This is a genomic window from Nocardioides sp. (assembly GCF_050246775.1).
Taxonomy (GTDB): domain Bacteria; phylum Actinomycetota; class Actinomycetes; order Propionibacteriales; family Nocardioidaceae; genus Nocardioides.
On record NZ_JBFWVK010000004.1, the window covers coordinates 291,798 to 317,925 of the forward strand.

The 26,128-nt window shown below is 69.5% G+C and carries 26 protein-coding genes; 8 read left to right on the forward strand and 18 right to left on the reverse strand.

Annotated elements, in window-relative coordinates:
- Positions 1-54: 54 nt before the first annotated feature.
- The 7 genes from solA to AB7I40_RS18305 are packed head-to-tail and all read right to left on the reverse strand — an operon-like array spanning position 55 to position 8,079.
- A complete protein-coding gene (gene solA, locus AB7I40_RS18275) occupies positions 55-1,221 on the reverse strand; it encodes an N-methyl-L-tryptophan oxidase (protein WP_428344567.1) in 1,167 nt (388 codons plus the stop codon).
- Positions 1,218-2,318: an aromatic ring-hydroxylating oxygenase subunit alpha gene (locus AB7I40_RS18280; protein ID WP_428344568.1), complete on the reverse strand. Its 1,101-nt coding sequence runs from the start codon at positions 2,316-2,318 to the stop codon at positions 1,218-1,220. The genes solA and AB7I40_RS18280 overlap by 4 nt, the downstream gene beginning before the upstream one ends.
- Complete coding sequence (locus AB7I40_RS18285; RefSeq protein ID WP_428344569.1) at positions 2,315-3,337, reverse strand: ABC transporter ATP-binding protein; 1,023 nt, start codon at positions 3,335-3,337, stop codon at positions 2,315-2,317. The genes AB7I40_RS18280 and AB7I40_RS18285 overlap by 4 nt, the downstream gene beginning before the upstream one ends.
- Positions 3,334-4,302, reverse strand: a complete 969-nt coding sequence (locus AB7I40_RS18290; RefSeq protein WP_428344570.1) for an ABC transporter ATP-binding protein — start codon at positions 4,300-4,302, stop codon at positions 3,334-3,336. The genes AB7I40_RS18285 and AB7I40_RS18290 overlap by 4 nt, the downstream gene beginning before the upstream one ends.
- The gene (locus AB7I40_RS18295; RefSeq protein ID WP_428344571.1) at positions 4,302-5,222 is read right to left on the reverse strand and encodes an ABC transporter permease; all 921 of its coding nucleotides are present in this window, start codon (positions 5,220-5,222) and stop codon (positions 4,302-4,304) included. The genes AB7I40_RS18290 and AB7I40_RS18295 overlap by 1 nt, the downstream gene beginning before the upstream one ends.
- Positions 5,219-6,253 carry an ABC transporter permease gene (locus tag AB7I40_RS18300; RefSeq protein ID WP_428344572.1) on the reverse strand — a complete coding sequence of 345 codons (1,035 nt, stop codon included), beginning with the start codon at positions 6,251-6,253 and terminating at the stop codon, positions 5,219-5,221. Before AB7I40_RS18300 ends, AB7I40_RS18295 begins: the two co-directional genes overlap by 4 nt.
- On the reverse strand, positions 6,250-8,079 hold the full coding sequence (locus AB7I40_RS18305) for an ABC transporter substrate-binding protein (protein ID WP_428344573.1): 1,830 nt from the start codon (positions 8,077-8,079) through the stop codon (positions 6,250-6,252). Before AB7I40_RS18305 ends, AB7I40_RS18300 begins: the two co-directional genes overlap by 4 nt.
- A gap of 36 nt (positions 8,080-8,115) precedes the next feature.
- On the opposite strand from AB7I40_RS18305, the gene AB7I40_RS18310 reads away from it, so the two are divergent.
- Positions 8,116-10,248 carry a prolyl oligopeptidase family serine peptidase gene (locus AB7I40_RS18310; protein WP_428344574.1) on the forward strand — a complete coding sequence of 711 codons (2,133 nt, stop codon included), beginning with the start codon at positions 8,116-8,118 and terminating at the stop codon, positions 10,246-10,248.
- An 86-nt stretch (positions 10,249-10,334) separates the two neighbouring features.
- On the opposite strand, the gene AB7I40_RS18315 is transcribed toward AB7I40_RS18310, so the two are convergent.
- The 3 genes from AB7I40_RS18315 to AB7I40_RS18325 all read right to left on the reverse strand — a co-directional run bounded on the left by AB7I40_RS18315 (position 10,335) and on the right by AB7I40_RS18325 (position 12,422).
- On the reverse strand, positions 10,335-11,540 hold the full coding sequence (locus AB7I40_RS18315) for an NAD(P)/FAD-dependent oxidoreductase (protein WP_428344575.1): 1,206 nt from the start codon (positions 11,538-11,540) through the stop codon (positions 10,335-10,337).
- A 41-nt stretch (positions 11,541-11,581) separates the two neighbouring features.
- Positions 11,582-11,950 (reverse strand): hypothetical protein, encoded by a 369-nt coding sequence (locus AB7I40_RS18320; RefSeq protein WP_428344576.1) that lies wholly within the window; start codon positions 11,948-11,950, stop codon positions 11,582-11,584.
- A 67-nt stretch (positions 11,951-12,017) separates the two neighbouring features.
- Positions 12,018-12,422: a secondary thiamine-phosphate synthase enzyme YjbQ gene (locus AB7I40_RS18325; RefSeq protein ID WP_428344577.1), complete on the reverse strand. Its 405-nt coding sequence runs from the start codon at positions 12,420-12,422 to the stop codon at positions 12,018-12,020.
- 38 nt (positions 12,423-12,460) lie between these two features.
- On the opposite strand from AB7I40_RS18325, the gene AB7I40_RS18330 reads away from it, so the two are divergent.
- From AB7I40_RS18330 to AB7I40_RS18340, 3 genes are read left to right on the forward strand one after another with little or no spacing between them, the layout of a single operon-like run.
- Positions 12,461-13,270 carry a GNAT family N-acetyltransferase gene (locus tag AB7I40_RS18330; RefSeq protein ID WP_428344578.1) on the forward strand — a complete coding sequence of 270 codons (810 nt, stop codon included), beginning with the start codon at positions 12,461-12,463 and terminating at the stop codon, positions 13,268-13,270.
- Between the two features lie 52 nt (positions 13,271-13,322).
- On the forward strand, positions 13,323-14,018 hold the full coding sequence (locus tag AB7I40_RS18335; protein WP_428344579.1) for a GntR family transcriptional regulator: 696 nt from the start codon (positions 13,323-13,325) through the stop codon (positions 14,016-14,018).
- An 18-nt stretch (positions 14,019-14,036) separates the two neighbouring features.
- Positions 14,037-15,047 (forward strand): 1-aminocyclopropane-1-carboxylate deaminase, encoded by a 1,011-nt coding sequence (locus AB7I40_RS18340; RefSeq protein WP_428344580.1) that lies wholly within the window; start codon positions 14,037-14,039, stop codon positions 15,045-15,047.
- Between the two features lie 4 nt (positions 15,048-15,051).
- On the opposite strand, the gene AB7I40_RS18345 is transcribed toward AB7I40_RS18340, so the two are convergent.
- From AB7I40_RS18345 to AB7I40_RS18355, 3 genes are read right to left on the reverse strand one after another with little or no spacing between them, the layout of a single operon-like run.
- Positions 15,052-15,855, reverse strand: a complete 804-nt coding sequence (locus AB7I40_RS18345; RefSeq protein WP_428344581.1) for an alpha/beta hydrolase — start codon at positions 15,853-15,855, stop codon at positions 15,052-15,054.
- Between the two features lie 54 nt (positions 15,856-15,909).
- Entirely contained in the window at positions 15,910-16,521 is a 612-nt protein-coding gene (locus AB7I40_RS18350) for a DUF3105 domain-containing protein (protein ID WP_428344582.1), read from the reverse strand.
- On the reverse strand, positions 16,518-16,817 hold the full coding sequence (locus tag AB7I40_RS18355) for a thiamine-binding protein (RefSeq protein ID WP_428344583.1): 300 nt from the start codon (positions 16,815-16,817) through the stop codon (positions 16,518-16,520). Before AB7I40_RS18355 ends, AB7I40_RS18350 begins: the two co-directional genes overlap by 4 nt.
- Before the next feature lie 62 nt (positions 16,818-16,879).
- Between AB7I40_RS18355 and AB7I40_RS18360 the strand changes: the two genes are divergently transcribed.
- Positions 16,880-17,917 (forward strand): S66 family peptidase, encoded by a 1,038-nt coding sequence (locus AB7I40_RS18360; RefSeq protein WP_428344584.1) that lies wholly within the window; start codon positions 16,880-16,882, stop codon positions 17,915-17,917.
- A gap of 3 nt (positions 17,918-17,920) precedes the next feature.
- Here AB7I40_RS18360 and AB7I40_RS18365 read toward each other — a convergent pair whose 3' ends face one another.
- The 5 genes from AB7I40_RS18365 to AB7I40_RS18385 form a co-directional block, all read right to left on the reverse strand.
- Complete coding sequence (locus AB7I40_RS18365) at positions 17,921-18,310, reverse strand: hypothetical protein (protein ID WP_428344585.1); 390 nt, start codon at positions 18,308-18,310, stop codon at positions 17,921-17,923.
- A 124-nt stretch (positions 18,311-18,434) separates the two neighbouring features.
- The gene (locus AB7I40_RS18370) at positions 18,435-19,115 is read right to left on the reverse strand and encodes a TerD family protein (RefSeq protein ID WP_428344586.1); all 681 of its coding nucleotides are present in this window, start codon (positions 19,113-19,115) and stop codon (positions 18,435-18,437) included.
- The gene (locus tag AB7I40_RS18375; protein ID WP_428344587.1) at positions 19,115-19,696 is read right to left on the reverse strand and encodes a TerD family protein; all 582 of its coding nucleotides are present in this window, start codon (positions 19,694-19,696) and stop codon (positions 19,115-19,117) included. Before AB7I40_RS18375 ends, AB7I40_RS18370 begins: the two co-directional genes overlap by 1 nt.
- A 188-nt stretch (positions 19,697-19,884) precedes the next feature.
- Positions 19,885-22,572 carry an aconitate hydratase AcnA gene (gene acnA, locus AB7I40_RS18380; RefSeq protein WP_428344588.1) on the reverse strand — a complete coding sequence of 896 codons (2,688 nt, stop codon included), beginning with the start codon at positions 22,570-22,572 and terminating at the stop codon, positions 19,885-19,887.
- Between the two features lie 158 nt (positions 22,573-22,730).
- Positions 22,731-23,213, reverse strand: coding sequence for a hypothetical protein (locus AB7I40_RS18385; RefSeq protein ID WP_428348115.1), 483 nt, complete (start codon positions 23,211-23,213; stop codon positions 22,731-22,733).
- 336 nt (positions 23,214-23,549) lie between these two features.
- Here AB7I40_RS18385 and AB7I40_RS18390 point away from each other — a divergent pair, with 336 nt between their 5' ends.
- The 3 genes from AB7I40_RS18390 (at position 23,550) to AB7I40_RS18400 (ending at position 26,121) form a co-directional block, all read left to right on the forward strand.
- A complete protein-coding gene (locus AB7I40_RS18390) occupies positions 23,550-24,218 on the forward strand; it encodes a response regulator (protein WP_428344590.1) in 669 nt (222 codons plus the stop codon).
- Positions 24,215-25,837, forward strand: coding sequence for a histidine kinase (locus AB7I40_RS18395; RefSeq protein WP_428344591.1), 1,623 nt, complete (start codon positions 24,215-24,217; stop codon positions 25,835-25,837). The genes AB7I40_RS18390 and AB7I40_RS18395 overlap by 4 nt, the downstream gene beginning before the upstream one ends.
- Positions 25,838-25,980: 143 nt before the next feature.
- Positions 25,981-26,121 carry a hypothetical protein gene (locus AB7I40_RS18400; RefSeq protein WP_428344592.1) on the forward strand — a complete coding sequence of 47 codons (141 nt, stop codon included), beginning with the start codon at positions 25,981-25,983 and terminating at the stop codon, positions 26,119-26,121.
- Positions 26,122-26,128: the final 7 nt, after the last annotated feature.

A 26,128-nucleotide genomic window follows, 5' to 3' on the forward strand; every position in this document is an offset into this window, starting at 1 on the left:
CGAGAAGATATCTCCCCCACCCCACCTGCGCAGATTCGAGGGTGGCCGCGCCGCTCAGACCAGCCAGTGCGCGTCGTAGTCGGGATCGGTCAGCCCGGGCCGGTCCATCCCGAACGCGGAGACGTCGGCTCCGGCCTCCCCCGTGAGCACCAGATCAGCCAACAGCCGGCCGAAGGTCGGCGCGAACTTGAAGCCGTGCCCGGCACCGAGGCCGACGAACAGGGAGCCCTCGAAGCCGGGCACCGTGTCGAGCACGAAGTCGCGGTCCGGGGTGAGGGTGTACTGGCAGCGCAGCGAGCGGACCGGGTCGCCGGAACCTGGGAGCATCGCGTTGACGTGCCCGGCAAGGAGCGCCAGCCGGTCGGCGTCCACCTCAGCGGTACGCCGGTCAGGGTCGACCACCGGCCCACCGCAGTCCTGGGCCGCCTTGATGGTGTCCTCCCCATAGGTCGGGAAGCCGTAGAACGACGGGTCGTCCATCCAGATCCACAGCGGTAGGACTGCCGGGGCGAACCGCTCGGGGGAGACCGGTCGGAAGTACGTCGCCTGCTCCAGCGTCACCTCGAGGGGCAGCTGCACGCCCACGCCGGCCAGCACCTGGTTGGTCCAGGCATCGGCGCAGACCACTACCTGGGGCACGACCCAGGAGTCGGTCGCGCAGGAGACGCGCACCCCTGTGTCGCCAAGGGACTCCAGCGCGGTGACCTGGTGGCGCTCCAGCAGGGTCGCGCCGTGCCCTCGTGCCAGGTCCTGCATGGCCCTGGTCCCGCGGGCGGCCGGCACGATCGCACTGCGCCCCTGGAAGAGACCGACGGTGTCGGAGTCGAGGGCGAACTGGGGCCAGCGCCTGCCGATCGCAGCCGCGTCGAGCACCTCGTAGTCGATGCCCACGTCATCGAGACTGGTGGTGTAGTCGATCATCGGGATCGCCGCGTCCCGGGGGAACAGGTCGAGGCCGCCCACGACGGTGACCAGGTCCTGCCTGCTGGCCGCCTCGAGTCGCGCCCAGTCGTCGTAGGCCTGCTGGGTCAGACGCACGTAGGCGGGAGTGTGATAGCTGTGCCGCAGGATCCGGCTGGTGTCGTGGCTGGCACCGTTGCTGTGGCCCAGCTCGAACCGCTCGAGGCCGAGCACCCGCTTGCCGCGGCCGGCCAGCTCCCAGGCGGTGGCACTGCCCAGGGCGCCCAGCCCGATCACGATGACGTCGAAGTCCTGGGTCACGAGCGCTCCTCGAGTCGCGGCAGCAGCCAGCGCCGGATGTCGGCACTGTCGTCCTCCATGGGTGCGAACCATCCATGGGTGTAGGCACGCGAGCTCATCCCCCGTTGGACCGACTCGCAGATCGCCCAGTCCTGCTTGTTGACCAGGTCCCAGAAGTCCCCTGCGTCCGAGGGGTCGAAGTCGGCGGCGGCCACCTCGTCGGCGGCGAAGAGCAGCAGACAGTGGATGCGGGTGCTCGCCACCCCGCGGGGCTCCAGGACGAAGGCCGCGACGTGGTCGGCTGCCGCCGACAGCATGAGGTTGGGATAGAGCAGCTCGCCCTTGTGGCGGGTGCGCTCGGTCTCGTCGAGGCCGGGCAGTGGTGCCCGCGACGTGGTGCCCGACATGGTGAACGTCCACGCCCCCTCGCGGTGCGGGACGCCGCCCTCCCAGTCGATGCCGGTGCCACCGCCGCCGAATGCGGGCACCAGGCGCACGAGCTCCGGGTGCACGGGGCCGCAGTGGTAGCACTCGTTGTAGTTCTCCGCGATCACCTTGTAGTTGGCCGCCACGTCATAGGTGAGCACCTGCCCGGTGACCAGGTCCCCCATCGCGTAGTTGGCCAGCGTGACGGCCGGCCTGGCCACCGCGTCGGCAAGCGGCCCGGCCGACGCCGGGCTCAGGTGGACGAACACGAAGCCCGCCCAGGTGTCGGCGCCCACCGGGTGCAGGGAGAACGCGTCCGGGTCCACGCCGCCGGTGTGGGGCGCCTTGAGCAACTTGCCGGCCAGGGAGTAGGTCCACGAGTGATAGGGACAGCGCAGGGCACCGGCAGGCCCGCAGTACGGCGCCGCGCCCGGCTCGGTCGGGAACAGCTGGGACCCGCGGTGGCGGCAGACGTTGTACGCCGCGTGCAGCAGCCCGGACTCGTCGCTGGTCAGGATCACCGACTCCCCGAGCACCTCGACGACCGCCACGCGGCCGGGCGCGTTCAGCCCGAGGTCGTCGCGCCTGCCCACGCAGGTCCACTCGTGCATCAGGACCCGGTCGCGCTCCCGCTCCCAGGCCGCGTCGTCGACGTACATCTCCCGCGGCAGGGCCGCCTGCAGGTCGCTCACAGTGACCCCGTCCGTGGAATGGCGCTCGCCCCCGGCATCCGGAGGGCGGCGAGGTGGCAGGCGACATGGTGTCCGTGCGGGTCGGCCGGAAGGATCTCCAGACCGACGTTGAGGCAGGCGTCCGCCACCCCGTCGGCTGCGGCCGAGCCGTCGGCCAGGGCCGGGCAGCGGGGGTGGAAACGACAGCCTGACGGGATCTTGGTCGGGTCGGGGATCTCACCGTGCAGGACCACCGGCGTGAGCCGTTCGATCTCGGGGACCACCGAGAGCAGGGCCTGCGTGTAAGGGTGGCGCGGGTCCATCAGCACCTGCTCGGTGGGTCCGGCCTCGACGATCCGGCCCAGGTACATCACCGCGATCCGGTCGGCGATGTTCCAGGCCAGGCCGAGGTCGTGGGTCACCACCAGGACACCCAGGCCCAACTCCTGGCGCAGGCGCAGCAGCAGGGCCAGGATCTCGCCGCGGATCGAGGCGTCCAGGCTGGAGACGGGCTCGTCGGCGATGAGCAGGTCGGGTTCGAGGGCGAGCGCGCCCGCGATCAGCACCCGTTGGCGCTGACCGCCGGAGAGCTCGTGGGGATAGCGCAGGAACAGGGCCTCGGGAGGCCTGAGACCGGCCGACGACAGGGCTGCCGCCACAAGCTCGGTCTCCGAGCCGCTGACCCCGTGCAGCCGCAGGCCCTCGGCCACCGACTCGTAGACGGTGTGGCGTGGGTTGAGCGCGCCAGCAGGGTCCTGGAGCACCATCTGCACCCGACGGCGGAAGGCCTTGAGCCCGGCCCCGGAGTAGTCCAGCGGTTCCCCGCCGTACCAGACCTCGCCACTGGTGGGGCGTTCGAGCCCCATCAGCGTGCGGGCCAGGGTGGTCTTGCCCGACCCCGACTCCCCCACCAGAGCGACCACCTCGCCGGCACCGACCCTCAGGTCGGCGCCGTCCAGGGCTCGTGCCACCTGGCCGGAGCGGGTGGTGAACTGGACGGCCAGCCCCTTGGTCTCGAGCACCCCCGATGTGCGGGTCATGGTCGTCCCACCCGGATGCAGGCGGCCTCGCGGTAGTCGGGAAAGCTGCGCAGCTCCGGCACGGCCGTGGTGCACTCGTCCTTGACCCGCGAACATCGCGGAGCGAAGGCACACCCTGGCGGCAGCCTGGCCGGATCTGGAGGGTCACCGGCCAAGCCGGAGGGGGCGTAGCGGGCAGCCGGGTCACCCACCCGGGGGAACGACGCCGACAGGGCCGCCGCGTAGGGGTGCAGGGCGGCGGCGAACACGTGCTTCGAGGGCCCCTGCTCCACCACGCGGCCGCCGTACATCACCACGATCCGGTCGCACAGGTCGGCAAGCACCGACAGGTCGTGACTGATCAGGAGCATCCCGACCCCGAGGTCGTGCACGAGATCGGACAGGACGCCGAGCACCTGGGCCTGGACCATGACGTCCAGGGCCGTGGTCGGCTCGTCGGCGATCACCAGCCGCGGTTCGCAGGCCAGCGCCATCGCGATCATCACGCGCTGGCGCATCCCACCGGAGAGCTGGTGCGGGTAGGCCTTCGCGCGTGCCGCAGGCAGGCCCACCTGTTCCAGCAGGTCGCCCACCCGGGTCTCGATCTGGCGCTCGGAGACCTCCGAGCTGTGCACCCGGATCGGTTCTGCGATCTGCGCACCGATGCGCTGCACCGGGTTGAGCGAGTGCAGCGCCCCTTGGAACACGATGGAGGCCCCTGCCCACCGCAGTGCCCGCAGGTCGCCCCACCGCATCGTCTGTACGTCGTTGCCCTCGAACAGCACCTGACCGGTGACGGTCGCCGAGGCGGGCTGGAGCCGCAGGATCGTGCTGGCCAGCGTCGACTTGCCACAGCCGGACTCACCGGCGAGCCCGACGATCTCGCCGCGGTCGACCACCAGGTCGATCTCGCGGACGGCGGGCACCGCACCGCCCTCGGTCGCGTAGGTGACCGACAGGTCGTCCAGGCGTAGGAGCTCGGTCATCATCGCCCCTTCAGCCGCGGGTTGAGGACCTCTTCGAGGGCTTGGCCGATCATCGTGAACGCCAGCACCACGAGGACCACGCACACCCCTGGCGGGATGAGGAACCACCAGGAGCCGGTGGTGATGGCTCCGACGGTGTAGGCGTCGTCGAGCATCGTGCCCCACGAGATGCGGCTCGGGTCGCCGAGGCCGAGGAAGCTGAGCGTGGTCTCCGACAGGATGGCGATCGCCACGGTCAGCGTGGTGTTCGCGAAGATCATCGGCATCACGTTGGGCAGGATGTGCTTGCGGATCTGGTGCCAGCGCCCGGCCCCCAGGACCTTGGCTCGTTCGAGGTAGGCGCGCTCGCGGATGGACAGCGTCTGGCTGCGGATCAGCAGTGCCGTGCCCGGCCAGGAGGTGACTCCGATGACGAACGAGATGTTCCACAGCGAGGGCCCCAGCACACTGGCCAGCACGATCGCCAGCGGCAGGAACGGGATGATCAGGAACCACTCGGTCAGGCGGAACAGCAGCGCTCCGGCCCAGCCGCTGAAGAACCCGGAGGTCAGCCCGATCAGGGTCCCGATCACCATCGAGATCAGCGTGGCGGACAGGCCCACGAACAACGAGATCCGCGAACCCCAGATGAGCAGGGTCAGCACCGAGCGGCCGTTGTCGTCGGTGCCGAGCCAGTACTGCGAGGACGGCGGCTCCAGCACCCCGCCGGTGGCCTTGGTGACCTCGAGCCCGTCGGCACTGGCCAGCAACGGGGCGAAGAGCGCGAGCAGCACGAAGATCCCGAGGACGACCAGCCCCACCAGTCCGGACCGATTGGCCCGGAACAGTCGCCAGCCGCGCGCCCAGGACTCCCGGCGCCGCTGACGAGCCAGCTGGCCCGGCGTCACCGTCCGGGTGCGGTCCAGCTCCCCGGCACTCATGTGCGCACCCGCGGATCGAGCCAGCCGTAGAGCAGGTTGGCCCCGAGGTTGGCCACGATGACACCGATCGAGGCCACCAGGAAGGTGCCCTGCAGCAGCCAGAAGTCCGGACCCTTGAGGGCCTCGACACCCAGCAGCCCGAGGCCCGGGATCGAGAAGACGGTCTCGATCGTGACCGCCCCCGACACCACGAAGCCGAGGCTGAGCGCCGCCACGGTCGTGGTCGGCAGCAGGGCGTTGCGAACGGCGTGCCGGTTGCGCACCGAGATGTCGCGCAGTCCCTTGGCCCGTGCCGTCATCAGGTAGTCCTCACCGAGCTCGTCGAGCAGGGAGCTGCGCATGATCAGCGCGTATTCGGCCAGGTAGGCCAGGGTCAGGGTGAGCACCGGCAGGGTCAGGTGCCAGGCCGTGTCCAGCACCCCCTTCAGCGAGCTGGGATCCACATCCGTGGAGTGCAGGCCCCCGGTGGGGAACAGCCCCGGCATCGGCCCGATCCCCACGGCCAGCGCCACGATCAGCAGCATGCCCAACCACCACTCGGGCATGGCGTAAAGGGTGAGCGAGAAGCCGGTGGAGGTCTTGTCGAACGTGCTCCCCCGGTTCCAGGCCCCCCGCACGCCGAGCCACACGCCGATGACCGCCGCCAGGATCGTCGAGGTGCCCACCAGCAGCAGGGTCGGCCACATCCGGTCGGCGATCAGCTGGGACACCTCGTGGCCGGGGTAGGTGATGGAGATGCCCAGCTTGCCGGTGAACGTGTTGTGCAGGAACGTCAGGAACTGCTGCGGCAGTGGCTGCTCCAACCCGTAGGTCTTGTTGAACGCCTCGACCTGTTCGGGCGTCGTGAGCCGCCCGCGACCCAACGTCTTCGCCGGGTCACCGGGCAGGATCCGGAACAGGAAGAAGTTGACGATCAACATGAAGACCAAGCTGCCCAGCGCACCTCCGAGCTTGCGCAGCAGGTAGCCGCCGTACCCCTTCGATCTGGACTTGGGTGCGGCGGCGGCCTCCGTGGCTGCCTGCAGGGTCATTCGCGGTCGCCCACGCTCGAGCGTCGCCGCATCATCACGATGCCTCCACCGACGACCGCGAGGACGGCCACGACCCCGGCGCCGATGAGGAAGCCGCTGCTGATCCCCTTGTCATCCGCAGCGTCGGTGGCCTGGGAGGAGCTCTCGACGTTGTCGCAGTCGCCCGCATCGGCTGCGGGACGCACGCTGAGGTAGTTGTGGATGCCGTACTGGATGAGCCAGATCCCGCCCGGGTCCGGCTGCGGCTGCAGGCAGGCGAACCGGTCGCTGCGCACGGCCTCACCGATGGTGTTGTAGGCGGTGACCAGGTAGGGCGAGTCCTCGTAGAGGATCTCCTGCATCTGCTTCACGATGTCCACGCGCTTGTCGTGGTCCATCTCGACGTGCTGCTGCTCATAGAGCGTGTCGTACTCGGGATTGGTGTACCAGGAGTCCGACAGCCCGCCGTGCTGGCCGGTGGTGAAGTAGCTGAGGATCGAGTCGGGGTCGGGTTCGACGTACCACCCCCACTGGAAGATGTCGTAGTCCCCGTCGAGGATGACCCCGCTCAGCTTGCTCGACTCGAAGTTCTCGACCTTGGCCTTGATGCCGACGTCGCCGAACCACTCCTTCACGAAGTCCATCGTGTCCAGTGACGTCGGCGACTCGCTGCGGGCCGCCAGCCGGATCGTGCCGATCGGGCTCCCGTCGGGCATGGTCCGGAACCCGTCGGCTCCCATCTTGTAGCCCGCCTCATCGAGGAGCTGGCCGGCCTTGTCGGGGTCGTAGCTGAACGCCACGTCGGAGGGCGGGTCCCAGCGCCAGTCGCTGTAGGCCGGCGGGATGACCGTGGTGCCGGCCTGGCCGGCGCCCTGGTAGACCTTGCTGATCAGCTGGTCGAGATCGAGCGTGTAGCCGAGGGCATGGCGGAACTTGGGGTCCAGCACGGCCGGGTTCGGGTCGCCGATCGGCTTGCCGGTCTTGGTGTCCACCGAGCCGGTGTTGAAGGCGATCTGGTCGAAGCCGGGTGAGTCGCCGTTGATGGCGGTGATGCCGTCCCTGCCCTGGAGTGCCTTGACCTGCACCGCCGAGATGCCCTCGACGAAGTCGACCTCACCCTTGATCAGCGCCTGGACCGCGGGGTCCTCGCTCTGGAACACCCGGAAGACCAGGTGGTCGATGTGCGGCGTCCCGCCCCAGTAGTCGGGGTTGGCCTCGAACTTGAACGTCGAGCCGCCGGCCGTGCCCTCCACCATCCGGAAGGGGCCGGACCCGACCACGGGCTCGCCGTTCTTGGGCTCCGCCGCGTAGGCCTTGACGGCCTTCTCACTGATGTTCTTCCACACGTGCTCGGGGATGATCGGGATCGGCAACAGCGGGAGCACCGCGTTGGGCCTCTTCAGGGTCAGCACCACGTGGGTGTCGTCCGGGGCGCTGACCTCGGTCACGCCCTTGAGATAGGAGCCCCAGGTGTAACCCTCCGCGCTCCCGCTCATCACCCGGTTGTAGGTGTAGGCGATGTCCTTGGCCGTGAGCGGCTCGCCGTCGGAGAAGCTCACCCCGGAGCGGATGTCGAAGGTCCAGGTCAGCCCGTCGTCCGAGGTCGTCCACTTCGTGGCCAACCCGGGCTGCGGGGAGATGTCCTGCATCGAGTAGGTGATCATGTAGTCGTAGGTCAGCGCCCACATCTCGTAGGACTCGGCCTCGAACCCGAGGAACGGGTTGAGCGAGTCGGGGCTGTTGAGCAGGGCGACGGTGAAGGTCACGTCACCGTCCGCGGGTGCGGTTGCCTGGGCGGCCGGCTGCAGCGCCAGGCCCGGGATCAGCACGGTCGCGAACAGAGCCACTGCCGCTGCGAGCCTGGTGGGAGTACCTTGACCGCCGTGACGTCCACTCCCCCCGCCAGTCGTCCTTCCGGCCCGCCGCTCGCACCGCGATCGCCCCACACGCACACCCAGCACGGGGTCGTCCGCGACGACCCGTGGTTCTGGATGCGGGAGGAGACGCCCGAACTGCTGGCGCACCTTGCCGCGGAGCGTGCCTGGTATGAGTCGTCCTGCGCGCATCTGGAATCCCTCGTTTCGACACTGCGGTCCGAAAGCAAATTGCGGGTGCCAGCCACCGCCCGGTCGGCCAGATGGGCCCGTCACCGTTTTTACTACTACACAAGCCACCCCACCGGAAGTGACTACGCCCGGTTGTCCCGGGAAATACGTAACGATTTAGAAGCCCCGACAGCAGTTTTCGAAGGCGCAGGCTCAGATCACAACGAAAACAGCAGTGCTGAGGAGGTGCTTCTCGACGTGGGCAGCCTCGCGGACGACAGCGGCTACCTGGATCTCGGCCTCACCTTGGTCAGCCCCGACGAGAACCTGCTGGCCTACTCCGTGGACCGCGCCGGGGACGAGGTGTTCGAGCTGAGGTTCCGCGACCTGACCACGGGTGTGGACCTGCCCGAGTCGATCCCGCGCAGCTACTACGGCGGCGCCTGGAGTGCGGACTCGGCGTACTTCTTCTACACCGTTCACGACCAGGCCTACCGGCCCTGCGAGATCTGGCGACACCGCCTCGGCACGCCGGTCGGCGACGACGTCATGGTGCTCGAGGAGCCCGACGAGCGCTTCGACCTCAACGTGCGCCTGACCCGCAGCGGCGAGGCCATCGTGCTGCTGAGCGAGAGCCGCGACACCGGCGAGAGCTGGTACCTCGACGCGCGCGCACCCCTGTCCGCCCCGGTCTCGATCGGCGGACGTCGCCCGGGGGTCGTCTACCGCGCGGAGCACGTGCGCTCCGGCCCGCTGTTGCTGGTCACGAACGACGACGCCGTGGAGTTCCGGCTGATGCAGACCGCTGTGCCGACCGGCGACCAGGACGCCTCACACTGGAGCGAGGTCCGTGCCGAGGACCCGGCCGAGCGGCTCGAACGTGCGGACGCCTTCGACGGGTACGCCGTCCTGAGCCTGCGCACCGGCGGCGTGCACACGCTGCGGATCCTGCCCCTGGACGACCTCGGTGGCTCCGGCCGCGACCTCGTCAGCCGGTTCCCCACCGGCGCCGTCCGGTTGGCCCGCAACACCTGGTACGACGCCACCGCGGTGACGGTGTGTGACCAGTCCTACGTGGAGCCCCGGGTGTGGAGCGACGTCGACCTGGTCTCCGGCACCCCTGTTGAGCAGCACCGGGAGGAGGCTCCGGGGCACCTGTCCACGGACTACGTCTGCGAGACCCGGCACTTCCCCTCTCCGGACGGGACGCTGGTCCCCGCCACCGTCATCCGCCACCAGGACACGGCCCTGGACGGCTCGGCGCCGGCCCTGCTCTACGGCTACGGCGCCTACGAGTACACCTTCGAGCCGGACTGGGACCCCTCGCTGCCGTGCCTGCTCGACCGGGGGGTCGTGTTCGTCCACGCCCACGTCCGGGGCGGCGGTGAGGGAGGGCGGCGTTGGTGGCTCGACGGGCGCCTGGGTGCCAAGCAGAACACCTTCACCGACTTCGCCGCCGTCGCCGACGGGCTGGCCGCGGCAGGCCTGGTCGATGGGGACCGGATCGTGGGGCGGGGACTCAGTGCTGGCGGTCTCCTCCAGGGTGTCGCGTTCAGCCAGCGCCCGGATCGCTGGAAGGCGATCGTGGCCGAGGTGCCGTTCGTCGACGTGGTGACCACGATGTTCGACGCCACGATCCCGCTGACGGTCAACGAGTGGGACGAGTGGGGTGATCCGCGGCGCCGGGCCGACTTCGACTGGATGCTGGCCTACTCCCCCTACGACAACCTCCCGCCGGCAGGGTCACGCCCGGACCTGCTCGTCACCGGCGCGGTGCACGACCCTCGCGTCATGGTGCAGGAACCGGCGAAGTGGGTGGCGGCGTTGCGGGCCAGTGACCCCGCGTGGTCGCCGCGGTGTGCCTTCCGCTGTGAGCTCGGCGCCGGCTCCCATGTGGGGCCGTCCGGACGTTTCGGGCACCTGGACTACGAGGCCGAGGTGCATGCCTGGATCCTCGACCACCTGCGCTGACCTGTCGCAGATGTACACCTGACTCACGCCGACCTGTCGCAGATGTACACGTGACTCACGCCGACCTGTCGCAGATGTACACGTGCTCAGACGTCGGAGAGCGCGACCTTCTCGTCGGCGAGCCGGTCGGGGTCGACCGTGCTGCCCACGATGCGGCGTACGTCGTCGATCGCGTCCCAGTCGTTGGCGTGCATGCCGGCGACCACCTCGGAGCCCTGCAACCACCACGCGGTGAAGTTCCTGCCCGCCACGTCTCCGCGCAGGATGACCCGGTCGTACCCGTTGGCGGTGTTGCCGACGTACTCCATGCCGAAGTCGTACTGGTCGGTGAAGAAGTACGGCAGGGCGCTGGCCGCGACGTCACCACCTGCCAGGTTGGCGGCAGCCACCTTGCCGTGCTGGATCGCGGTGTCCCAGTGTTCGACGCGCAGGGGTCGCCCCAGCACCGGGTGGTCGGCGTTGGCGACGTCGCCGGCGGCGAAGATCAGCGGGTCACTGGTGCGCAGGTGGTCATCGGTGCGGATGCCGTTGTCGATCTCCAGGCCGGCCGCCTGGGCCAGGTCGGTGTCCGGCTGGACCCCGACGCCGACCATCAGGCGATCGAAGGTGTGCTCGCCGTCAGCCAGGGTCACGCGAACCTCCTCGCCGTCGGCGGTGATGGCGCTGATCTCGGCACCGGTGAGCAGCGTGACGCCATGCTCGCGGTGCAGGTCCGCGAAGACTGCTGCCACCTCGGGGCCGAGCACGCCCAGCAGCGGCAGGTCGGCCATCTCGATGACGGTGACCTCCGCGCCGGAGTTGCGGGCTGCCGAGGCCACTTCGAGCCCGATCCAGCCGCCGCCGACCACACCCAGGCGCAGGCCCGGCCGGAAGTGCGATCGCAACTCCACCGCATCGTCGATGGTCCGCAGATAGCTCACGGGGGCACCACTGTCGTCGGCGAGGGCGAAGGTGCGCACGCGCGCTCCGGTGGCGATCAGCAGGCGGTCGTAGGTGAACGACTCCGCACCGGTGAGCACCTGGTGCGCGTCGCGGTTGATCGACTCGACCCTCGCGCCGAGTCGCACGTCGACCTGGTGCTCGTCGTACCAGGCGCGGTCGTGGACGATGGCCGACTCCGGCTCCTTGTCGCCGAGCAGGACGGCTTTGGAGAGCGGCGGCCGCTCGTAGGGCAGGTGCTGCTCCGCGGTCAGGAGGGTGATCGAGCCGGCGAAGCCGTTGTTGCGGAGTTCGGCGACGGCGGTGGCGGCGGCCAGTCCCCCGCCGATGACGACGATGCGTTCAGTGCTCATGCTCCCGACTGTACGACCCCCGTTCGACCGGTCGAAGGGAGTCAGAGGCGTGCCCGGAAGCGCCCGCCGCGCAGGGCCTCCTCGACCAGTCCGACGGCGCGTCGGATGGCGATCAGCCGCGCGGACTCGGTGTGCCAGGTCTGGACCGCCGCCTCGACAGTGTCGCCGTCGGCGACGTCGCGCAGCTCGGAGCGAGCCTCACTCAGCCCGCGACGCGCGGCGAGCTGGCAGGCCTCGATGTGCAGCGCGGCGAATCTCGCCAGCACCACCGGGTGGTGGCGCAGCGTGCGGTAGCCCCGGAAGTCCGGCGGACAGATGTCCAGGAGCCAGCTGCTCGCCGTGCGCTCCCAGTCGGGAGCATCGGGCGGCCTGACCTGGGCGGGCCATCCGGGTGGGGCGTAGGCGACCATCCCCCTAGACTACATCGTATTCGAACACCTGTTCGACCACTCGTTGAGTGGTGCCTACCGGCGACGCTCAGCCCGAGAGCAGAGCGAACTGGACCTCACGGACCGCGTTGTCCACGTTGAGATCCACCAGGCAGATGCTCTGCCACGTGCCGAGGGTCAGCCGTCCCTCGCGCACCGGGACCGTGGCGTACGGCGGGATCAGGGCCGGCATCACGTGGGACCGGCCGTGTCCGGGGCTGCCGTGGCGGTGCTGCCATCGGTCATCGGCGGGCAGCAGATCACGCAGGGCGGCGAGCAGGTCGTGGTCACTGCCTGCGCCGGTCTCCAGGATCGCGATGCCCGCGGTCGCATGCGGCACGAAGACATGGAACAGACCGTCCCCTCGGCGCGCCACGAAGTCCGCGCAGTCGCGGGTCAGGTCGAGCACCGCTTCGCGGTCGCCGGTGCGGTAGGTCCTCGTCTCGAAATCCATGTGACCGATCGTGCCACCGGCCACTAGGTTCGGTGCTCATGGACGTACGCTCCCTGGGTTTTCGCACCGACCTGGCCCTGCTGGAACTTGCCGGCTCCGAGATCGAGGACCGTGGGGACCACGTGGTCGTCCGCACTCGGGCCAATCCGGACTTCTACTGGGGCAACTTCGTGCTGCTCGCACGCCCGCCACACCCCGATGCGGTCCAGGACCTGATCGAGGAGTACGACGCCACCTTCCCCGACTCACACCATCGAGCCTTCGGGGTCGACGGCACCGAGGACCAGCGCGCGGCCGTCGCACCGTTGGTCGCAGCGGGCCTGGAGCTGGACCTGGGCACCGTGATGACGGCCTCCACCGTCCACGAGCCTCCCCGCCCCAACCGCGAGGCGACGTACCGTCGGCTCTCCTCCGACGACGACTGGGCTCAGCGCGTCGACCTCGCGGCGGCCTGCAACGACGACCACGAACCGGGTGGGTATCTGGTGTTCGCGACCCGCAAGGCCGCGAGCGAGCGGGCCCGGGCTGAGGCGGGCCACGGCGCCTGGTGGGGCGCCTTCCTCGAGGGTCGCATGGTCTCCGGCATGGGCCTGTACGCCGCGAGCCCGGGACTGGCCCGCTTCCAGTCGGTCGAGACCCACCCCGACTTCCGGGGCCGCGGGCTGGCGGGCAGTCTGGTGCACGCCGTGAGCCGCTTCGGCTTCGACGAGCTCGCGTCCAGGACGCTGGTGATGGTCGCCGACCCGGACTACCTGGCCATCCGGGTCTACCGCTCGGTCGGCTTCACTGACTCCGAGGAGCAGACGCAGCTGGCCCAGCGTCAGCGAACCGCTCCTCCAACTCCCTGAGCCGCGGACAGGACATTGACTTCTGTCATCCGCACGCTCCAATATATTGCATATGCCCGTGCCGGACCGTTCTCGTGTCGCCGCGCGCACCCTGCTGCGCGACCGGGTGTACGCCGAGCTGCGCGACGCGATCGTGGACGGCATCCTGGAGCCGGGTGAGCAGTTGCGCGAGGGCGAGCTGGAGACCTGGCTCGGCGTGAGTCGCACACCCATCCGCGAGGCCCTCATGCGTCTGCAGCGATCCGGGCTGGTGCGCACGCGGCCAGGCCACTCGACCGTCGTCGCCCCGCTGGACGACGCCGCCGTCCACGCCGCCCAGCCGGTCGTGGCCGCGATGCACGAGCTCGCCGTCCGCCTCGCCGTACCGTCGCTCGACGACGCCGCCCTCGCAGCCATGCGTGATGCCAACCTCGCCTTCGCAACGGCGCTTGACGCCGGTGACGCCACCGCCGCCCTGGCCGCGGACGACCGGTTGCACCAGGTGTGCGTGGACGCGGCCGGCAACACGGCCATCAGCGACATCCTCGAGCAGTACTCCCCCCTCCTGCGCCGGGTCGAACGACTGCGGTTCTCATCAGAGGCGGGCCGCGACTCGGTGGCGCTGCACGACGAGATGATCGAGGCGTGCGCCGTCAACGACGTCGAGCGCGCTGCAACCGCAGCCCTGACCACCTGGACGACCCTGGCCGACCTCGACCGGGCAGACCATCACATCTCAAGCGGCCACGGACTCACCCGGGCCGGCTGACCACGAGCAGGGAGAACCATGTCCATCGACGACTTCGAGCGCTATCCACTCACCTTCGGACCCAGCCCCGTCCACCGCCTCGACCGCCTGACCGCCCACCTGGGCGGCGCCGACATCTGGGCGAAGCGCGAGGACTGCAACTCCGGCCTGGCCTACGGCGGCAACAAGACCCGCAAGCTGGAGTACATCGTCCCCGATGCCTTGGCCCAGGGCGCTGACACGCTGGTCTCGATCGGTGGCTACCAGTCCAACCACACCCGACAGGTGGCCGCCGTCGCCGCGAAGCTCGGGCTCAAGTGTCGTCTGGTCCAGGAGAAGTGGGTGGACTGGGACGACCCGGGCAACGAGACGGTCGGCAACATCCTGCTGTCGCGGATCATGGGTGCCGACGTGAGGCTCGACCCCGCCGGGTTCGACATCGGCATCCGGCGGTCCTGGGAGGACGCCCTGGCCGAGGTGGAGGCTGCCGGTGGCAAGCCCTACGCGATCCCTGCCGGGGCCTCGGAGCACAAGTACGGCGGCCTCGGCTTCGCCAACTGGGCCTACGAGGTCCAACGGCAGGAGGAGGACCTCGGCGTCTTCTTCGACACGATCATCGTGTGCACCGTGACCGGCTCGACCCACGCCGGGATGATCGCCGGCTTCGCCGGCCAGGACCGGCCACGTCGCGTGATCGGTATCGACGCCTCGGCCACCCTGGACAAGACCCGGGCGCAGGTGGCCCGGATCGCCCGGCACACCGCCGACCTGATCGGGCTGGGGCGGGAGCTTCGCGACGACGAGATCGTGGTGCTCGAAGGCTGGGCCGGTGAGGAGTACGGCATCCCCGTGCAGTCGACGATCGAGGCCATCCGACTGTCCGGAGAGCTGGAGGGGATGATCATCGACCCCGTGTACGAGGGCAAGTCGATGGCCGGGCTGATCGACCTGGTCTCCGACGGCACCATCGGCCCGGACTCGACCGTGCTCTATGCCCACCTCGGCGGACAGCCGGCCCTGAACGCCTACGCCGGAGTGTTCGCGAGCTGACGGGTCAGAGCAGGGCCGCCATCCAGGCGAAGGCGTCGAGCGTGTGGTCGTTCCAGAACGCCCGGGTGTGGGCGCCGGGAGCGTAGGTGAGGACGTCGGGCGGGACGTCGAGGCCGTCGACGAGTTGGCGGACCCCGTCGACGAACGGGTCGTCGTCACCGCACCAGATCCCCAGGGGCAGCCTCGCCAGGGCCCCGAGGTCGTCGAACACCGGGTCGGGGTCGACCACCGCCGGGGAGAACAGGGCGGCTGCCCGAGCGAAGTCCGGCTGAGCCTCGGCGAGCCGGAGTACGCCGTACCCGCCGCGCGACCAGCCCCACAGGACCCGACGGTCGGCGTCGAAGCCGCGCTCGCCCAGCCACCGGGGCATCTCCTCGGTGAGCATCGCCTGGGGATCGGCTCCACTGCCGTCCGGCACCCATCCGGCGGGGCCGTCGTCGGTGCCGGCCAGCACGAACGGCGCCGCTCCTGCCTGCACGGCCGCCGTCAGGAAGTGACCGAAGCCGAAGTCCCGGAACTCGGCCGCGCTGGCGCTGGACCCGTGCAGGATCACCACCACCGGCAGGCCGGCCCCGTCGCCGTACCCCTCCGGCACGGCGGTGAACAGGTCGACGTCCGCGCCCATCGCTGCCGAGCTCACGGTCTCGAGCCGCACCTGTCCCTCGGGGGCGTCCGGGATGAAGGGGTCCGGCGTGAGCCCGAGGCTCTCCTTCACGCGGTACGGCGCGAGCTCCCAGCCAGCCGCGCCGACGACCCCGAGTCCGATGATCCCTGCACCCCCGGCCAACACCCCACGTCGACTGATCATGGGCCCATTCTCGCTCCCCGCCGGGCCGGGGACATCCGCCTCAGGTACCACTCGTCAGACGGCGAGAGTGAGGTCGTCCTCGCTCAGGCCACCACCGCAGGTCGCCAACGGCTCAGGCGCCGTCTGTCCTCCGCCGAACTCCTCCAGGAACAGCGGCAGCCGCGGGTCGTCAGCGCCGGTGAGCGCGAGCTGGCGGCCCCAGACGGTGACGACGACCGGTGCGGGCAGCCCCTCGTAGGGACTGATGATGCCGTCGTCGGGCAGCATCCTGGTGAGGGCATCGACCTGGAGGGGCGAGAGGCCCGGTCGGTAGGTGATCCATACGGTGCCGTGCTCGAGATCGTGCACCGCGTTCTCATCGGGCACGGGAGCGTCGAACGACCCGCAGGCCAGCCACACGGGGTTGTGCGGCCCACCCACCGGCGGGACCTGGCCGTAGTCGACCTTGCCTTCGGTGTGGTAGCGCGGGATGTTGCTGAACACCTTGACCTCATCCAAGGTGGCGGCGCCGGCCACGTGCGCGTCGTCGCGATCCTGCTCGACCGCGAGCGGCACAGCCACGGTGAGTCCGACGACCGTCATGGCGGTGAGCACGGCGAAGACGATCTGGGCGGTACGGCGACGCTGCTCGGGACTCGGTCCGAACTCGAACAGGTCCCCGTTCATGACTCCAGGGCCCGCTCGATGCGCTCAACCTTCGCAGTGAGCTGACCGTCGAAGCCCGGCCGGATGTCGGCCTTGAGCACGAGCCCCACCCGCGGCGACACCTCCGCGACCACGTCCACCGCACGTTTGACCACGGCCATGACCTCGTCCCAGTCCCCCTCCAGGTTGGTGAACATCGCATTGGTCTCGTGTGGCAGTCCGGACTCACGCACCACCCGGACCGCGGCGGCGACCGCCTCGGTCACCGACCCGGTGTCGTCGGTGGACATCGGGGAGAGGCTGAAGGCGACGATCATGCTGGCAACGCTACTGGGCAACCGGTTCGTCACGGCTCCTCACGGGTTCTACAGTGCTGAGGATGGTGACCTACCCCGACAAGCCGGTGCCTGGTGACAGGGTCGCGATCCTCTCTCCCGGCGCAGCACTTCCTGCCACGTTCCCGGCGCCGTACGAGCTCGGCCTGCGCCGCCTCGAGACGGTCTACGGCCTGGTGCCGGTCGAGTACCCGAGCACCCGGGTGTGGTCCTCGCCGGCCGAACGCGCCCGTGACGTCAACGCGGCGTTCGCGGATCCTGAGGTGAAGGCCATCCTGACCAGCATCGGCGGTGACGACCAGGTCAGGATCCTGCCCCACCTCGACGCTGACGTGATCCGGGCCAACCCCAAGCCGTTCTTCGGGCTCAGCGACAACTCCAACCTCCACCTCTACCTGTTCAGCCTGGGCCACGTGTCCTACTACGGCGGCACCGTGATGACCCTGCTCGGACGGCACGGTTCGATGAATCCGCACAGCGCCGAGTCGTTCCAGGCGGCCCTGTTCACCCAGGGTTGGTACGACCTGCGGCCCGCAGCGAGCTACACCGATGTCCACCTCGACTGGGCCGACCCGGCCAGTCTCGCCATCGAGCCTGAGATGTCCCCCGGCACCGGCTGGCAGTGGCACGGCCAGCGCTCCGGAGTCGTCGAAGGCCGACTCTGGGGCGGCTGCCTGGAGATCGTCGACATCAACCTGCGCGTCGGCACCCACCTGCCGGACGACTCGGCGTACGACGGGTGTGTGCTGTACCTGGAGACGTCCGAGGAGCTGCCGAGTGCGGGGTACGTTGCACGGCTGCTGATGTGCATGGGTGAGCGGGGGATGCTGGGTAGGTTCGCCGGGTTGCTGATGGGCCGGGCGAAGGCCTGGTCGTTCGAGTCCCCGAACAGTCCGGCGCAGCGGGCCGACTACGTCACCGCGCAGCGGGAGGCGGTGCTGGCAGCCTTCACGGAGTACAACCCGGACATTCCCCTGGTCTTCGACGTGGACCTGGGGCACACCGACCCGCAACTGGTGGTGCCCAACGGAGGGGAATGCCGGATCGACCCGAGTGTGGGCAGCGTCAGCGTGCGCTACTGAGCCTCAGCGGGCACACACGGCCAGCAGCCGGCCCGGTCGCTCGCCCAGGTGGATCGCCCAGCCGATGTCGAACGTGGTCACCTCGAGGTTCCCGGCAACCCGGACCAGGGCATGCGCGGGGATCACTCCTGGCGGCAGCCCGCTCGCCGAGCACTCCCAGGTGCGCGACAGCCGGGCGAGTGCGCGCTGTCGGGGCTCCGGCGCGGCAGCGGGCGCAACACCGGGGGCCGCCGGCGGTTGCGGGGCTGCGGACGGCAGCAAGATCCGATCGCTCAGCAGCAGCGCACCACCCCAGGCCAAGGCCGGGATCATCGTGAACAGAGCGGTCTGCAGCAGGGCGAGGGCCAGGAGGCGTCGTAGGCTGACGGCTCGGCGAGACGGACGGTGGACCATGGCGCGAGGACTCCCGGGTGGGTGGTGGTCCCTCCAGCCTGGGCGCGACCTTCGCCTGCCCGGGGCGATTTCACATGCTTGTCACATGAGTTTCACACGGGCGGTCGCTGAGGCGCCGTACCGCTCACTTCCGGCCGGCAGCCCACCGCAGTCCCCAGCCGAACGCCTTGTCGAGGTCGGGGTGTCCCTTGACGTAGGTGATCTCGCGGCGCACGGTCAGCTCTCCCCCGACGTTCTCGAGCATCGCGATGCCGCACATGGGCGAGCGCGGGTTGTGCTCGTCGAGCCGGACCTCGATCTCGGGACCGGAGGCCGGGTAGAGGGTGACGACCCCATCGGCGGCCGCCCAGTTCGCGACGCCCTCGTAGATGAAGGCGAACACCAGGATGCGCTTGATCCCCGCGACATTCGCCAGGTTGACGAACAGGTTCTCGCCACCGCTGTTGGTGCCGCTGCGATCGTCACCGTCGAGCCAGCAGATCGGGTCCGGGCCGTAGGTGTGGCGATCGCGGAACGAGTTGCCGAGCGCCTGGACGACGCCCTTGGAGCCGTCGTGGTATTCGTAGAGGCAGGCGAGGTCGAGGTCGATCCCCCCGCTCTTGCGCTTCAGGAAACCGCCGCCCGCACCCTCGGGACGAGCGTTCCAGTTCAGGTTGACCCGCAGGGTCCCGCCGGCCGAGCCCTGCTTGCTCAGCGACACCGACGGCGCCGACTTGGTCAAGGTGACCTTGCTCAAGGAGACCGGGCTCGCGGCGGGGGGCGTCGGGGTGGCGGCCGGCGTACGTTTCGTGTAGTCGATGGCCATCAGACGTTGATCCCGTAGTCGCTGGCGATGCCGAACAGGCCGGAGGCGTAGCCCTGGCCCACGGCGCGGAACTTCCAGTCGCCCCCATGGCGGTAGAGCTCACCGAAGACCATGGCGGTCTCGGTGGAGGCATCCTCGGTGAGGTCGTAGCGGGCGAGCTCGGTGTTGTCGGCCTGGTTGACCACCCGGATGAACGCGTTGCGCACCTGGCCGAACGACTGTCCGCGCTGGTCGGCCTCGTAGATGGACACCGAGAACGCGACCTTGTCCACCTCGGCGGGCAGCGCGGCGAGGTCGACCTTGATCTTCTCGTCGTCGCCGTCACCCTGTCCGGTGAGGTTGTCGCCGGTGTGCGCGATCGCTCCCTCGGGGCTGGTCAGGTTGCTGAAGAACACGAAGTGCTTGTCGGAGTAGGCCTTGCCGTCGGCCTTCGCGCCGATCGCGCTCGCGTCGAGGTCGAAGGCTGCGCCGTCCGTGGTCCGGGCATCCCAGCCGAGTCCCACTGTCACGGCGCTGAGTCCCGCGCTGCCGGCTTCCTTGGTCAGCGACACATTGCCGCCCTTGCTCAGGCTGATGGCCATGAGGAACTCCCCCGTCCGCATACGCCGCCACCCGTGTGGCAGCAGCGTGGTGAGGCTAGCAGTCGGTCACACACCCGGTCCCAGGCGCCACAACGGTCACACCGGTCAGGCTGTTCTCTCGGTTGTCAGTGGGCGCAACGGCTGACAACCGCGAGTTTCCCCGGCCGACCGGGGAAACCCCCCGCGCGTCAGGCCTTGCGCAGGTTGCGCAGGACGTACTGCATGATCCCGCCGTTGCGGTAGTAGTTCGCCTCACCGGGGGTGTCGATGCGTACGACGGCGTCGAACTCGATGTCGTCGGCCTTGACCTTCACCGTCCGGGGCGTGGTGCCGTCGTTGAGCGCGGTGACCCCGGTGATGGAGAACGTCTCCTCACCGGTCAGTCCGAGGGACTCCGCGTTCTCTCCGGCGGGGTACTGCAGCGGCAGCACACCCATCCCGATGAGGTTGGAGCGGTGGATGCGCTCGTAGGACTCCGCGATCACTGCCTTGACACCGAGCAGCGCGGTGCCCTTGGCGGCCCAGTCACGCGACGAGCCGGAGCCGTACTCCTTGCCCGACAGGACGACCAGCGGGGTGCCGGCGGCGATGTACTTCTCCGAGGCCTCGTAGACCGTGGTCACCGAGCCGTCGCCGGCCAGGTCACGGGTGAAGCCGCCCTCGGTGCCGGGGGCGAGCTGGTTGCGCAGCCGGATGTTGGCGAAGGTGCCCCGGATCATGACCTCGTGGTTGCCACGGCGCGAGCCGTAGGAGTTGAAGTCCCGCTGCCCGACGCCGTGCTCGGCGAGGTACTTGCCCGCCGGGGAGTCCTTCTTGATGGCGCCGGCCGGGCTGATGTGGTCGGTGGTCACCGAGTCGCCCAGCTTGAGCAGCACCCGCGCGCCGGCGATGTCGGCCACCGGCTCCGGTGTGTCGGGCATGCCGTCGAAGTACGGCGGCTTGCGGACGTAGGTCGACTGGGGGTCCCAGTCGAAGGTCTTGCCCTCCGGGGTGGGCAGTGACTGCCAGGTCGCGTCGCCTGCGAAGACGTCCTCGTAGCTGTCGTCGAACATGTCGGAGTTGATCGCCTGGGCGATCACGTCCTCCACCTCGGCGGCGCTGGGCCAGATGTCGCGCATGTAGACGTCGTTGCCGTCGGTGTCCTGGCCCAGCGGGTCCTTGAACAGGTCGACGGTCATGGAGCCGGCCAGTGCGTAGGCGACCACCAGCGGCGGCGAGGCCAGGTAGTTCATCTTCACGTCGGGGTTGATCCGACCCTCGAAGTTGCGGTTGCCCGAGAGCACCGACACCGCGGCGAGGTCGTTGTCCTGCACCGCAGCCGAGACCTCGGGGATCAGGGGGCCGGAGTTGCCGATGCATGTGGTGCAGCCGTAGCCGACCAGGTTGAAGCCCAACTTGTCGAGGTAGGGCGTCAGGCCCGACTTCTCGTAGTAGTCCGAGACCACCTTCGAGCCGGGAGCCAGGGTCGTCTTGACCCACGGCTTGCGCGAGAGCCCCTTCTCCACGGCCTTCTTGGCCAGGAGGCCGGCGCCGATCATCACCGACGGGTTGGAGGTGTTCGTGCAGGAGGTGATGGCCGCGATCGTCACGGCGCCGTTCTCCAGCTCGAACGAGGTGCCGTCGGCCAGGGTGACCGGGACCTTCGCCGTGGGGTTCGAGGTGTAGGTGGGCAGCTCCCCGGCGAACGCAGCCGCCGCATCGGAGAGGGCGACCCGGTCCTGCGGACGCTTGGGTCCGGCCAGGGACGGTACGACGGTCGACAGATCCAGTTCGAGCTTCTCGGAGTAGCGCGGCTCGGCGTCCGGGTCGTGCCAGAGGCCCTGCTCCTTGGCGTAGGTCTCGACCAGCGCCAGCTGCTCCTCGCTGCGACCGGTGAGGCGGAGGTACTTCGTGGTCTCCTCGTCGATCGGGAACACCGCGATCGTGGAGCCGAACTCGGGGCTCATGTTGCCGATGGTGGCCCGGTTGGCCAGGGGCAGCACGGTGACGCCCGGTCCGTAGAACTCCACGAACTTGCCCACGACGCCGTGCTTGCGCAGCATCTCGGTGATGGTGAGCACCAGGTCGGTGGCGGTGGCACCCTCGGGGAGGTCGCCGTTGAGCTTGAAACCCACGACCCGCGGGATGAGCATCGACACGGGCTGGCCCAGCATCGCTGCCTCTGCCTCGATGCCGCCCACGCCCCAGCCGACGACCCCGATGCCGTTGACCATGGTGGTGTGGGAGTCGGTGCCCACACAGGTGTCGGGATAGGCCTGGAGCACCTCTTCACCGGTCGAGCTCGTCGAGACCCGCGTGAAGATGGTGCGGGCGAGGTGCTCGATGTTGACCTGGTGGACGATGCCGGTGCCCGGCGGCACCACCTTGAAGTCGTCGAAGGCGCCCTGGCCCCAGCGCAGGAACTGGTAGCGCTCCCGGTTGCGCTCGTACTCGATCTCGACGTTCTTCTCGAAGGCCTCAGGGGTGCCGAACACGTCGGCGATCACGGAGTGGTCGATCACCATCTCGGCGGGCGCGAGCGGGTTGATCTTGGTGGGGTCGCCACCGAGGTCGGCCATGGCCTCGCGCATCGTGGCGAGGTCGACCACGCACGGGACCCCGGTGAAGTCCTGCATGATCACGCGGGCGGGGGTGAACTGGATCTCCTTGCTGGGGTCCGCATCGGCGTCCCAACCCGCGATCGCACGGATGTCGTCGGCGGTGATGTCCGCCCCGTCCTCGGTGCGCAACAGGTTCTCCAGCAGGACCTTCAGGGAGAACGGCAGTGAGGCGACGTCCAACCCCTCACCGGTGACTGCGTCCAGCCGGAAGATCTCGTAGGACTTTCCGTCCACATCCAGGGTGCTCTTGGCACCGAAGCTGTCCTGACTCGGCATCAGCCATCTCCTTGACTTCGTGGTGGGCGCTCACGTCCATCTTGCCCATGTGTGGTGGACAGCGAAAAGTGAGGCTTGCCTTACTTGGTGTCGTTCTAAGTCTCTTGATATCAAGATACACGACATCAAGGCTCCGGGAAAGCCTGCCGAGGGGCATGTCAGCGCGCGGCCAGCCCTCGCGCGTAGTTGACCCGGTTGTGCACGTCGACCGCGTGCAGCTGGTGCCCGACCGGCAGGTAGGTGGTGTGGCTCTGGGTGCCGTTCGTGACGGTCACGGCGACCGCGCCGGTCACGACGCTCTCCTTGGCGAGCAGGAACAGCAGGCTGAACACCGTCAGGACGCAGAACCCGACCACGGCGCACACGATCGCCCAGGTCGGGATCTTCTGGGTCATCGTCCACTGGTCCTGGGCATACCAGGTGGTGCCCGCGACCGGGAACACGCCACTGGGCGTGTAGACGGTGTCGGCCGAGACCTGGATCTCCCCGATGTGCACCAGGACGGGCCCCGGCTGCACCGGCAGCGGCTGCGTCACGGGGGCCGGCACGGGCGGCCCGAGCACAGGGGGCGGCCCAGGCGGCACGACTCCGGCCAGCGGGGCCGTGTCGTCCATCGGGTCGCGCTTCTCCCAGTCCACCATGACCCCCGCTACCCCCGCTCGAGCAGGGCGACGCACTCCACGTGATACGTCATCGCGAAGACGCCGGCGCCACTGAGCGTGAGCACGAAAATCCGCCGACAACTGCGTCCATGAGAGAAACCTAGCCGCTGAACTGCGGGTCTGCGGTCGGAGACTCTCGATGCGCCGGTATCTGCCGGTGACCCCCGGCGATGCAAAGTGCGCAGACCACCGTCACACCCGGCGGGCCGCTGACCGGCCGCCCGCCGCAGCACCGTCCCGGTTCGGCAGTGCTTGCGCGCCTGCGGAGTGGGCGAGGAAGATGACCCCGCACACGGCGAGCCGGAAGGGCTGAGAGTGGACGAGATCCGCGTGTTCCTGGTCGACGATCACCGCGTGGTGCGGACCGGGCTGGCCGCCTACCTGGGAATCGAGCCTGGCATGCGAGTGGTCGGCCAGGCTTCGGACGGCCGGGCGGCCCTGGACGAGATCGCCGTGCTGGACCGTGCCGGCGAGTTGCCCGACATCATCTTGATGGATCTGAAGATGCCGCGGATGGACGGGATCGCGACCACTGCCGAGGTGAAGCGGCGTTGGCCGGAAACCGAGGTGGTCGCGGTGACGAGCTTCATCGAGGAGGAGCAGATCCGCGCTGCCCTGGAGGCGGGCGCTGCGGGCTACCTGCTCAAAGATGCCGACGCCCCCGACGTCGCCGCCGCGATCCGGGCCGCGATCGCCGGCGACGTACACCTCGACCCGGCCGCCGCCCGTACGCTGACCGCGTCGCTGCGTGCCCCCAAGCAGGCCCAGGCGCCACTCACTCCACGCGAGCGCGAGGTCATCGCGGCGATCGCCTCCGGCGCCACGAACCGCCAGATCGCCCGGGAGTTGGGCGTCAGCGAGCGTACGGCGCGTACGCACGTGTCCAACATCCTCGCCAAGCTCGGCCTGACCAGCCGCACCCAGGCTGCGATGTGGGCGGTCCGCGAGGGACTCGTCGACGAACCCGAGCCCCCGACGCGATGAGCTCCGACCCGGTCCGCGACTTCCTGCGGAGCACCTCGATGCCGACGCAACCGCTGATCGACGACGTGGCGCCGAGCAGCTCGCCACTCGACACCCAGCTCCTCGAGCTGTTCTTCGACCGGGTGCCGATGGGGGTGGCAGTCTTCGACACCGACATGCGCCTGCAGCGCTGCAACAAGACCTGGACGGCCTTCTACGAGCATTACTTGGGCGTGCCGGCGGAGTACACCGCCCCCGGGAGGCACCTCAACGAGCTCATCCCCGGCAACGAGGACGCCGTGCAGCTGCTGGTCGACACCGCGCTCTCCGGACGGGTGATCCGTCAGGCCGCCCACCGAATCGCGATCCCCGGCACCGAGACGTACTGGGACGTGGTGTTCGCGCCGCTGTTCGGTGACGGCCGGGTCGTCGGGGTCGTCGACATCGTCACCGACGCCACCGACCGGGTGCTGTCGTTCCAGCGCCTCGAGGCGCGGATCGCGATGTTCTCCCAGGTCGCCGCCGGAATGAGCGTGGACCAGCCGCTGTCCACCACGGTCTCGCAAGTCGTCGAGGCCGTGCACAGCACCAGCGACGCAGTCGCGTGCAGCATCGTGTGCTGGGAGGAGGACTGGAGCCGCCCGGCCACCGCCTACGCCGACGACGTGCTCGGCGCCGGGTTCGCCGAAGCGCTCGAGGAGGTGTGGCGGATCCGCGGGATGCGCCCGATCGACCTATCCGAATATGACGGCACCATCAGAAGAGGGTTCCGCACCGACGCCCTGGCGGACCAGTCGCTCGCACCGGTGCATCGGTTGCTGGTCCAAGACGCGCCCTGGGAGGACATGGTGCTGTTCCCCCTGGTGGCCTCCGGCGTCGTGGTCGGGGAGGTCGCGGTCTACCTCGCCGCCGGGCAGAACCTTGGCGACGATGACCGTGGCTACCTCGCTGCGCTCGCCGACCAGGCCGCCGTCGCCGTCCGCAACAGCACGCTCTACCGCGCCGCCGAGCAGACCGCCGCACTCGAGGAGCGGCACCGGCTCGCCCGCGAGCTGCACGACTCGGTGAGTCAGGCACTCTTCTCGATGACCCTGCACGCCCGCACCGCCCAACGGCACCTCGAGACCGCCGGCCTGGCCGCGGACCATCCCGTCGCGATCGAGATCGAGCAGTTGCACGGTCTCACCCGGGCCGCACTGGCCGAGATGCGCGCGCTGATCTTCGAGCTCCGGCCGGGGGCGCTCGAAGCGGAGGGCTTGGTCGCGGCCCTCACCAAGCAGGCCGCCGCGGTGGCCGCCCGCGAGCAGCTCGTCGTCGAGGTGCACGGACCGGACGACTGGATCCGGCTCGATCCGACGGTCGAGGAGCACCTGTACCGGATCGCTCTGGAGGCGCTGCACAACACCGTGAAGCACGCCGCGGCCGAACGGGTCGATGTACACCTCGAGCGACGCGAGGTCACCCTCGAACTGCGAGTGAGCGACGACGGCGGCGGTTTCGACCCGCGGCTGGATCGGCCCGGGCACCTCGGCCTGCGCACGATGCGGGAGCGCGCGGACGCCATCGGCGCCACCTGCTGCATCGACTCAGCCCCGGGACGCGGCAGCACGGTCACCGTCACCGTTCCGCTCCGCCGCTGACCCCGCTACGTCATTCCGCCGAGGTCGGGCCCGGCCACAGCACCGAGGCCGGTCCGGCAACTGTGCCGAAGCGACGGACCCCGCGCTGACGCGACGCTTCTGTTGTGCCCCGGCCCGGAGCACCTGGAAGCAAGGAAGACGACATGAACGACCTCAACCTCATCGTCGCGCGAGCCGAGATCAGGCGTCGGGTCGCCGACGCCGAGCAGCGGCGTCGGGCCCGCTCCTGCCGCACCGCCCGCTCGCTCGTCACCGCTCTCATCAACCGCGTCGCCAAGTTCTGAAAGGCAG

Coding starts and splice junctions, on each gene's coding strand:
- AB7I40_RS18365 (WP_428344585.1), bottom strand. CDS start 18,310: ATGGTCCACCGTCCGTCTCGCCGAGCCGTCAGCCTACGACGCCTCCTG.
- AB7I40_RS18285 (WP_428344569.1), bottom strand. CDS start 3,337: ATGACCCGCACATCGGGGGTGCTCGAGACCAAGGGGCTGGCCGTCCAG.
- AB7I40_RS18325 (WP_428344577.1), bottom strand. CDS start 12,422: ATGGATTTCGAGACGAGGACCTACCGCACCGGCGACCGCGAAGCGGTG.
- AB7I40_RS18395 (WP_428344591.1), top strand. CDS start 24,215: ATGAGCTCCGACCCGGTCCGCGACTTCCTGCGGAGCACCTCGATGCCG.
- AB7I40_RS18340 (WP_428344580.1), top strand. CDS start 14,037: ATGTCCATCGACGACTTCGAGCGCTATCCACTCACCTTCGGACCCAGC.
- AB7I40_RS18320 (WP_428344576.1), bottom strand. CDS start 11,950: ATGGTCGCCTACGCCCCACCCGGATGGCCCGCCCAGGTCAGGCCGCCC.
- acnA (WP_428344588.1), bottom strand. CDS start 22,572: ATGCCGAGTCAGGACAGCTTCGGTGCCAAGAGCACCCTGGATGTGGAC.
- AB7I40_RS18375 (WP_428344587.1), bottom strand. CDS start 19,696: ATGGCCATCAGCCTGAGCAAGGGCGGCAATGTGTCGCTGACCAAGGAA.
- AB7I40_RS18360 (WP_428344584.1), top strand. CDS start 16,880: ATGGTGACCTACCCCGACAAGCCGGTGCCTGGTGACAGGGTCGCGATC.
- AB7I40_RS18400 (WP_428344592.1), top strand. CDS start 25,981: ATGAACGACCTCAACCTCATCGTCGCGCGAGCCGAGATCAGGCGTCGG.
- AB7I40_RS18335 (WP_428344579.1), top strand. CDS start 13,323: ATGCCCGTGCCGGACCGTTCTCGTGTCGCCGCGCGCACCCTGCTGCGC.
- AB7I40_RS18315 (WP_428344575.1), bottom strand. CDS start 11,540: ATGAGCACTGAACGCATCGTCGTCATCGGCGGGGGACTGGCCGCCGCC.
- AB7I40_RS18385 (WP_428348115.1), bottom strand. CDS start 23,213: ATGGTGGACTGGGAGAAGCGCGACCCGATGGACGACACGGCCCCGCTG.
- AB7I40_RS18300 (WP_428344572.1), bottom strand. CDS start 6,253: ATGACCCTGCAGGCAGCCACGGAGGCCGCCGCCGCACCCAAGTCCAGA.
- AB7I40_RS18290 (WP_428344570.1), bottom strand. CDS start 4,302: ATGACCGAGCTCCTACGCCTGGACGACCTGTCGGTCACCTACGCGACC.
- AB7I40_RS18370 (WP_428344586.1), bottom strand. CDS start 19,115: ATGGCCATCGACTACACGAAACGTACGCCGGCCGCCACCCCGACGCCC.
- AB7I40_RS18355 (WP_428344583.1), bottom strand. CDS start 16,817: ATGATCGTCGCCTTCAGCCTCTCCCCGATGTCCACCGACGACACCGGG.
- AB7I40_RS18330 (WP_428344578.1), top strand. CDS start 12,461: ATGGACGTACGCTCCCTGGGTTTTCGCACCGACCTGGCCCTGCTGGAA.
- AB7I40_RS18350 (WP_428344582.1), bottom strand. CDS start 16,521: ATGAACGGGGACCTGTTCGAGTTCGGACCGAGTCCCGAGCAGCGTCGC.
- AB7I40_RS18295 (WP_428344571.1), bottom strand. CDS start 5,222: ATGAGTGCCGGGGAGCTGGACCGCACCCGGACGGTGACGCCGGGCCAG.
- AB7I40_RS18345 (WP_428344581.1), bottom strand. CDS start 15,855: ATGATCAGTCGACGTGGGGTGTTGGCCGGGGGTGCAGGGATCATCGGA.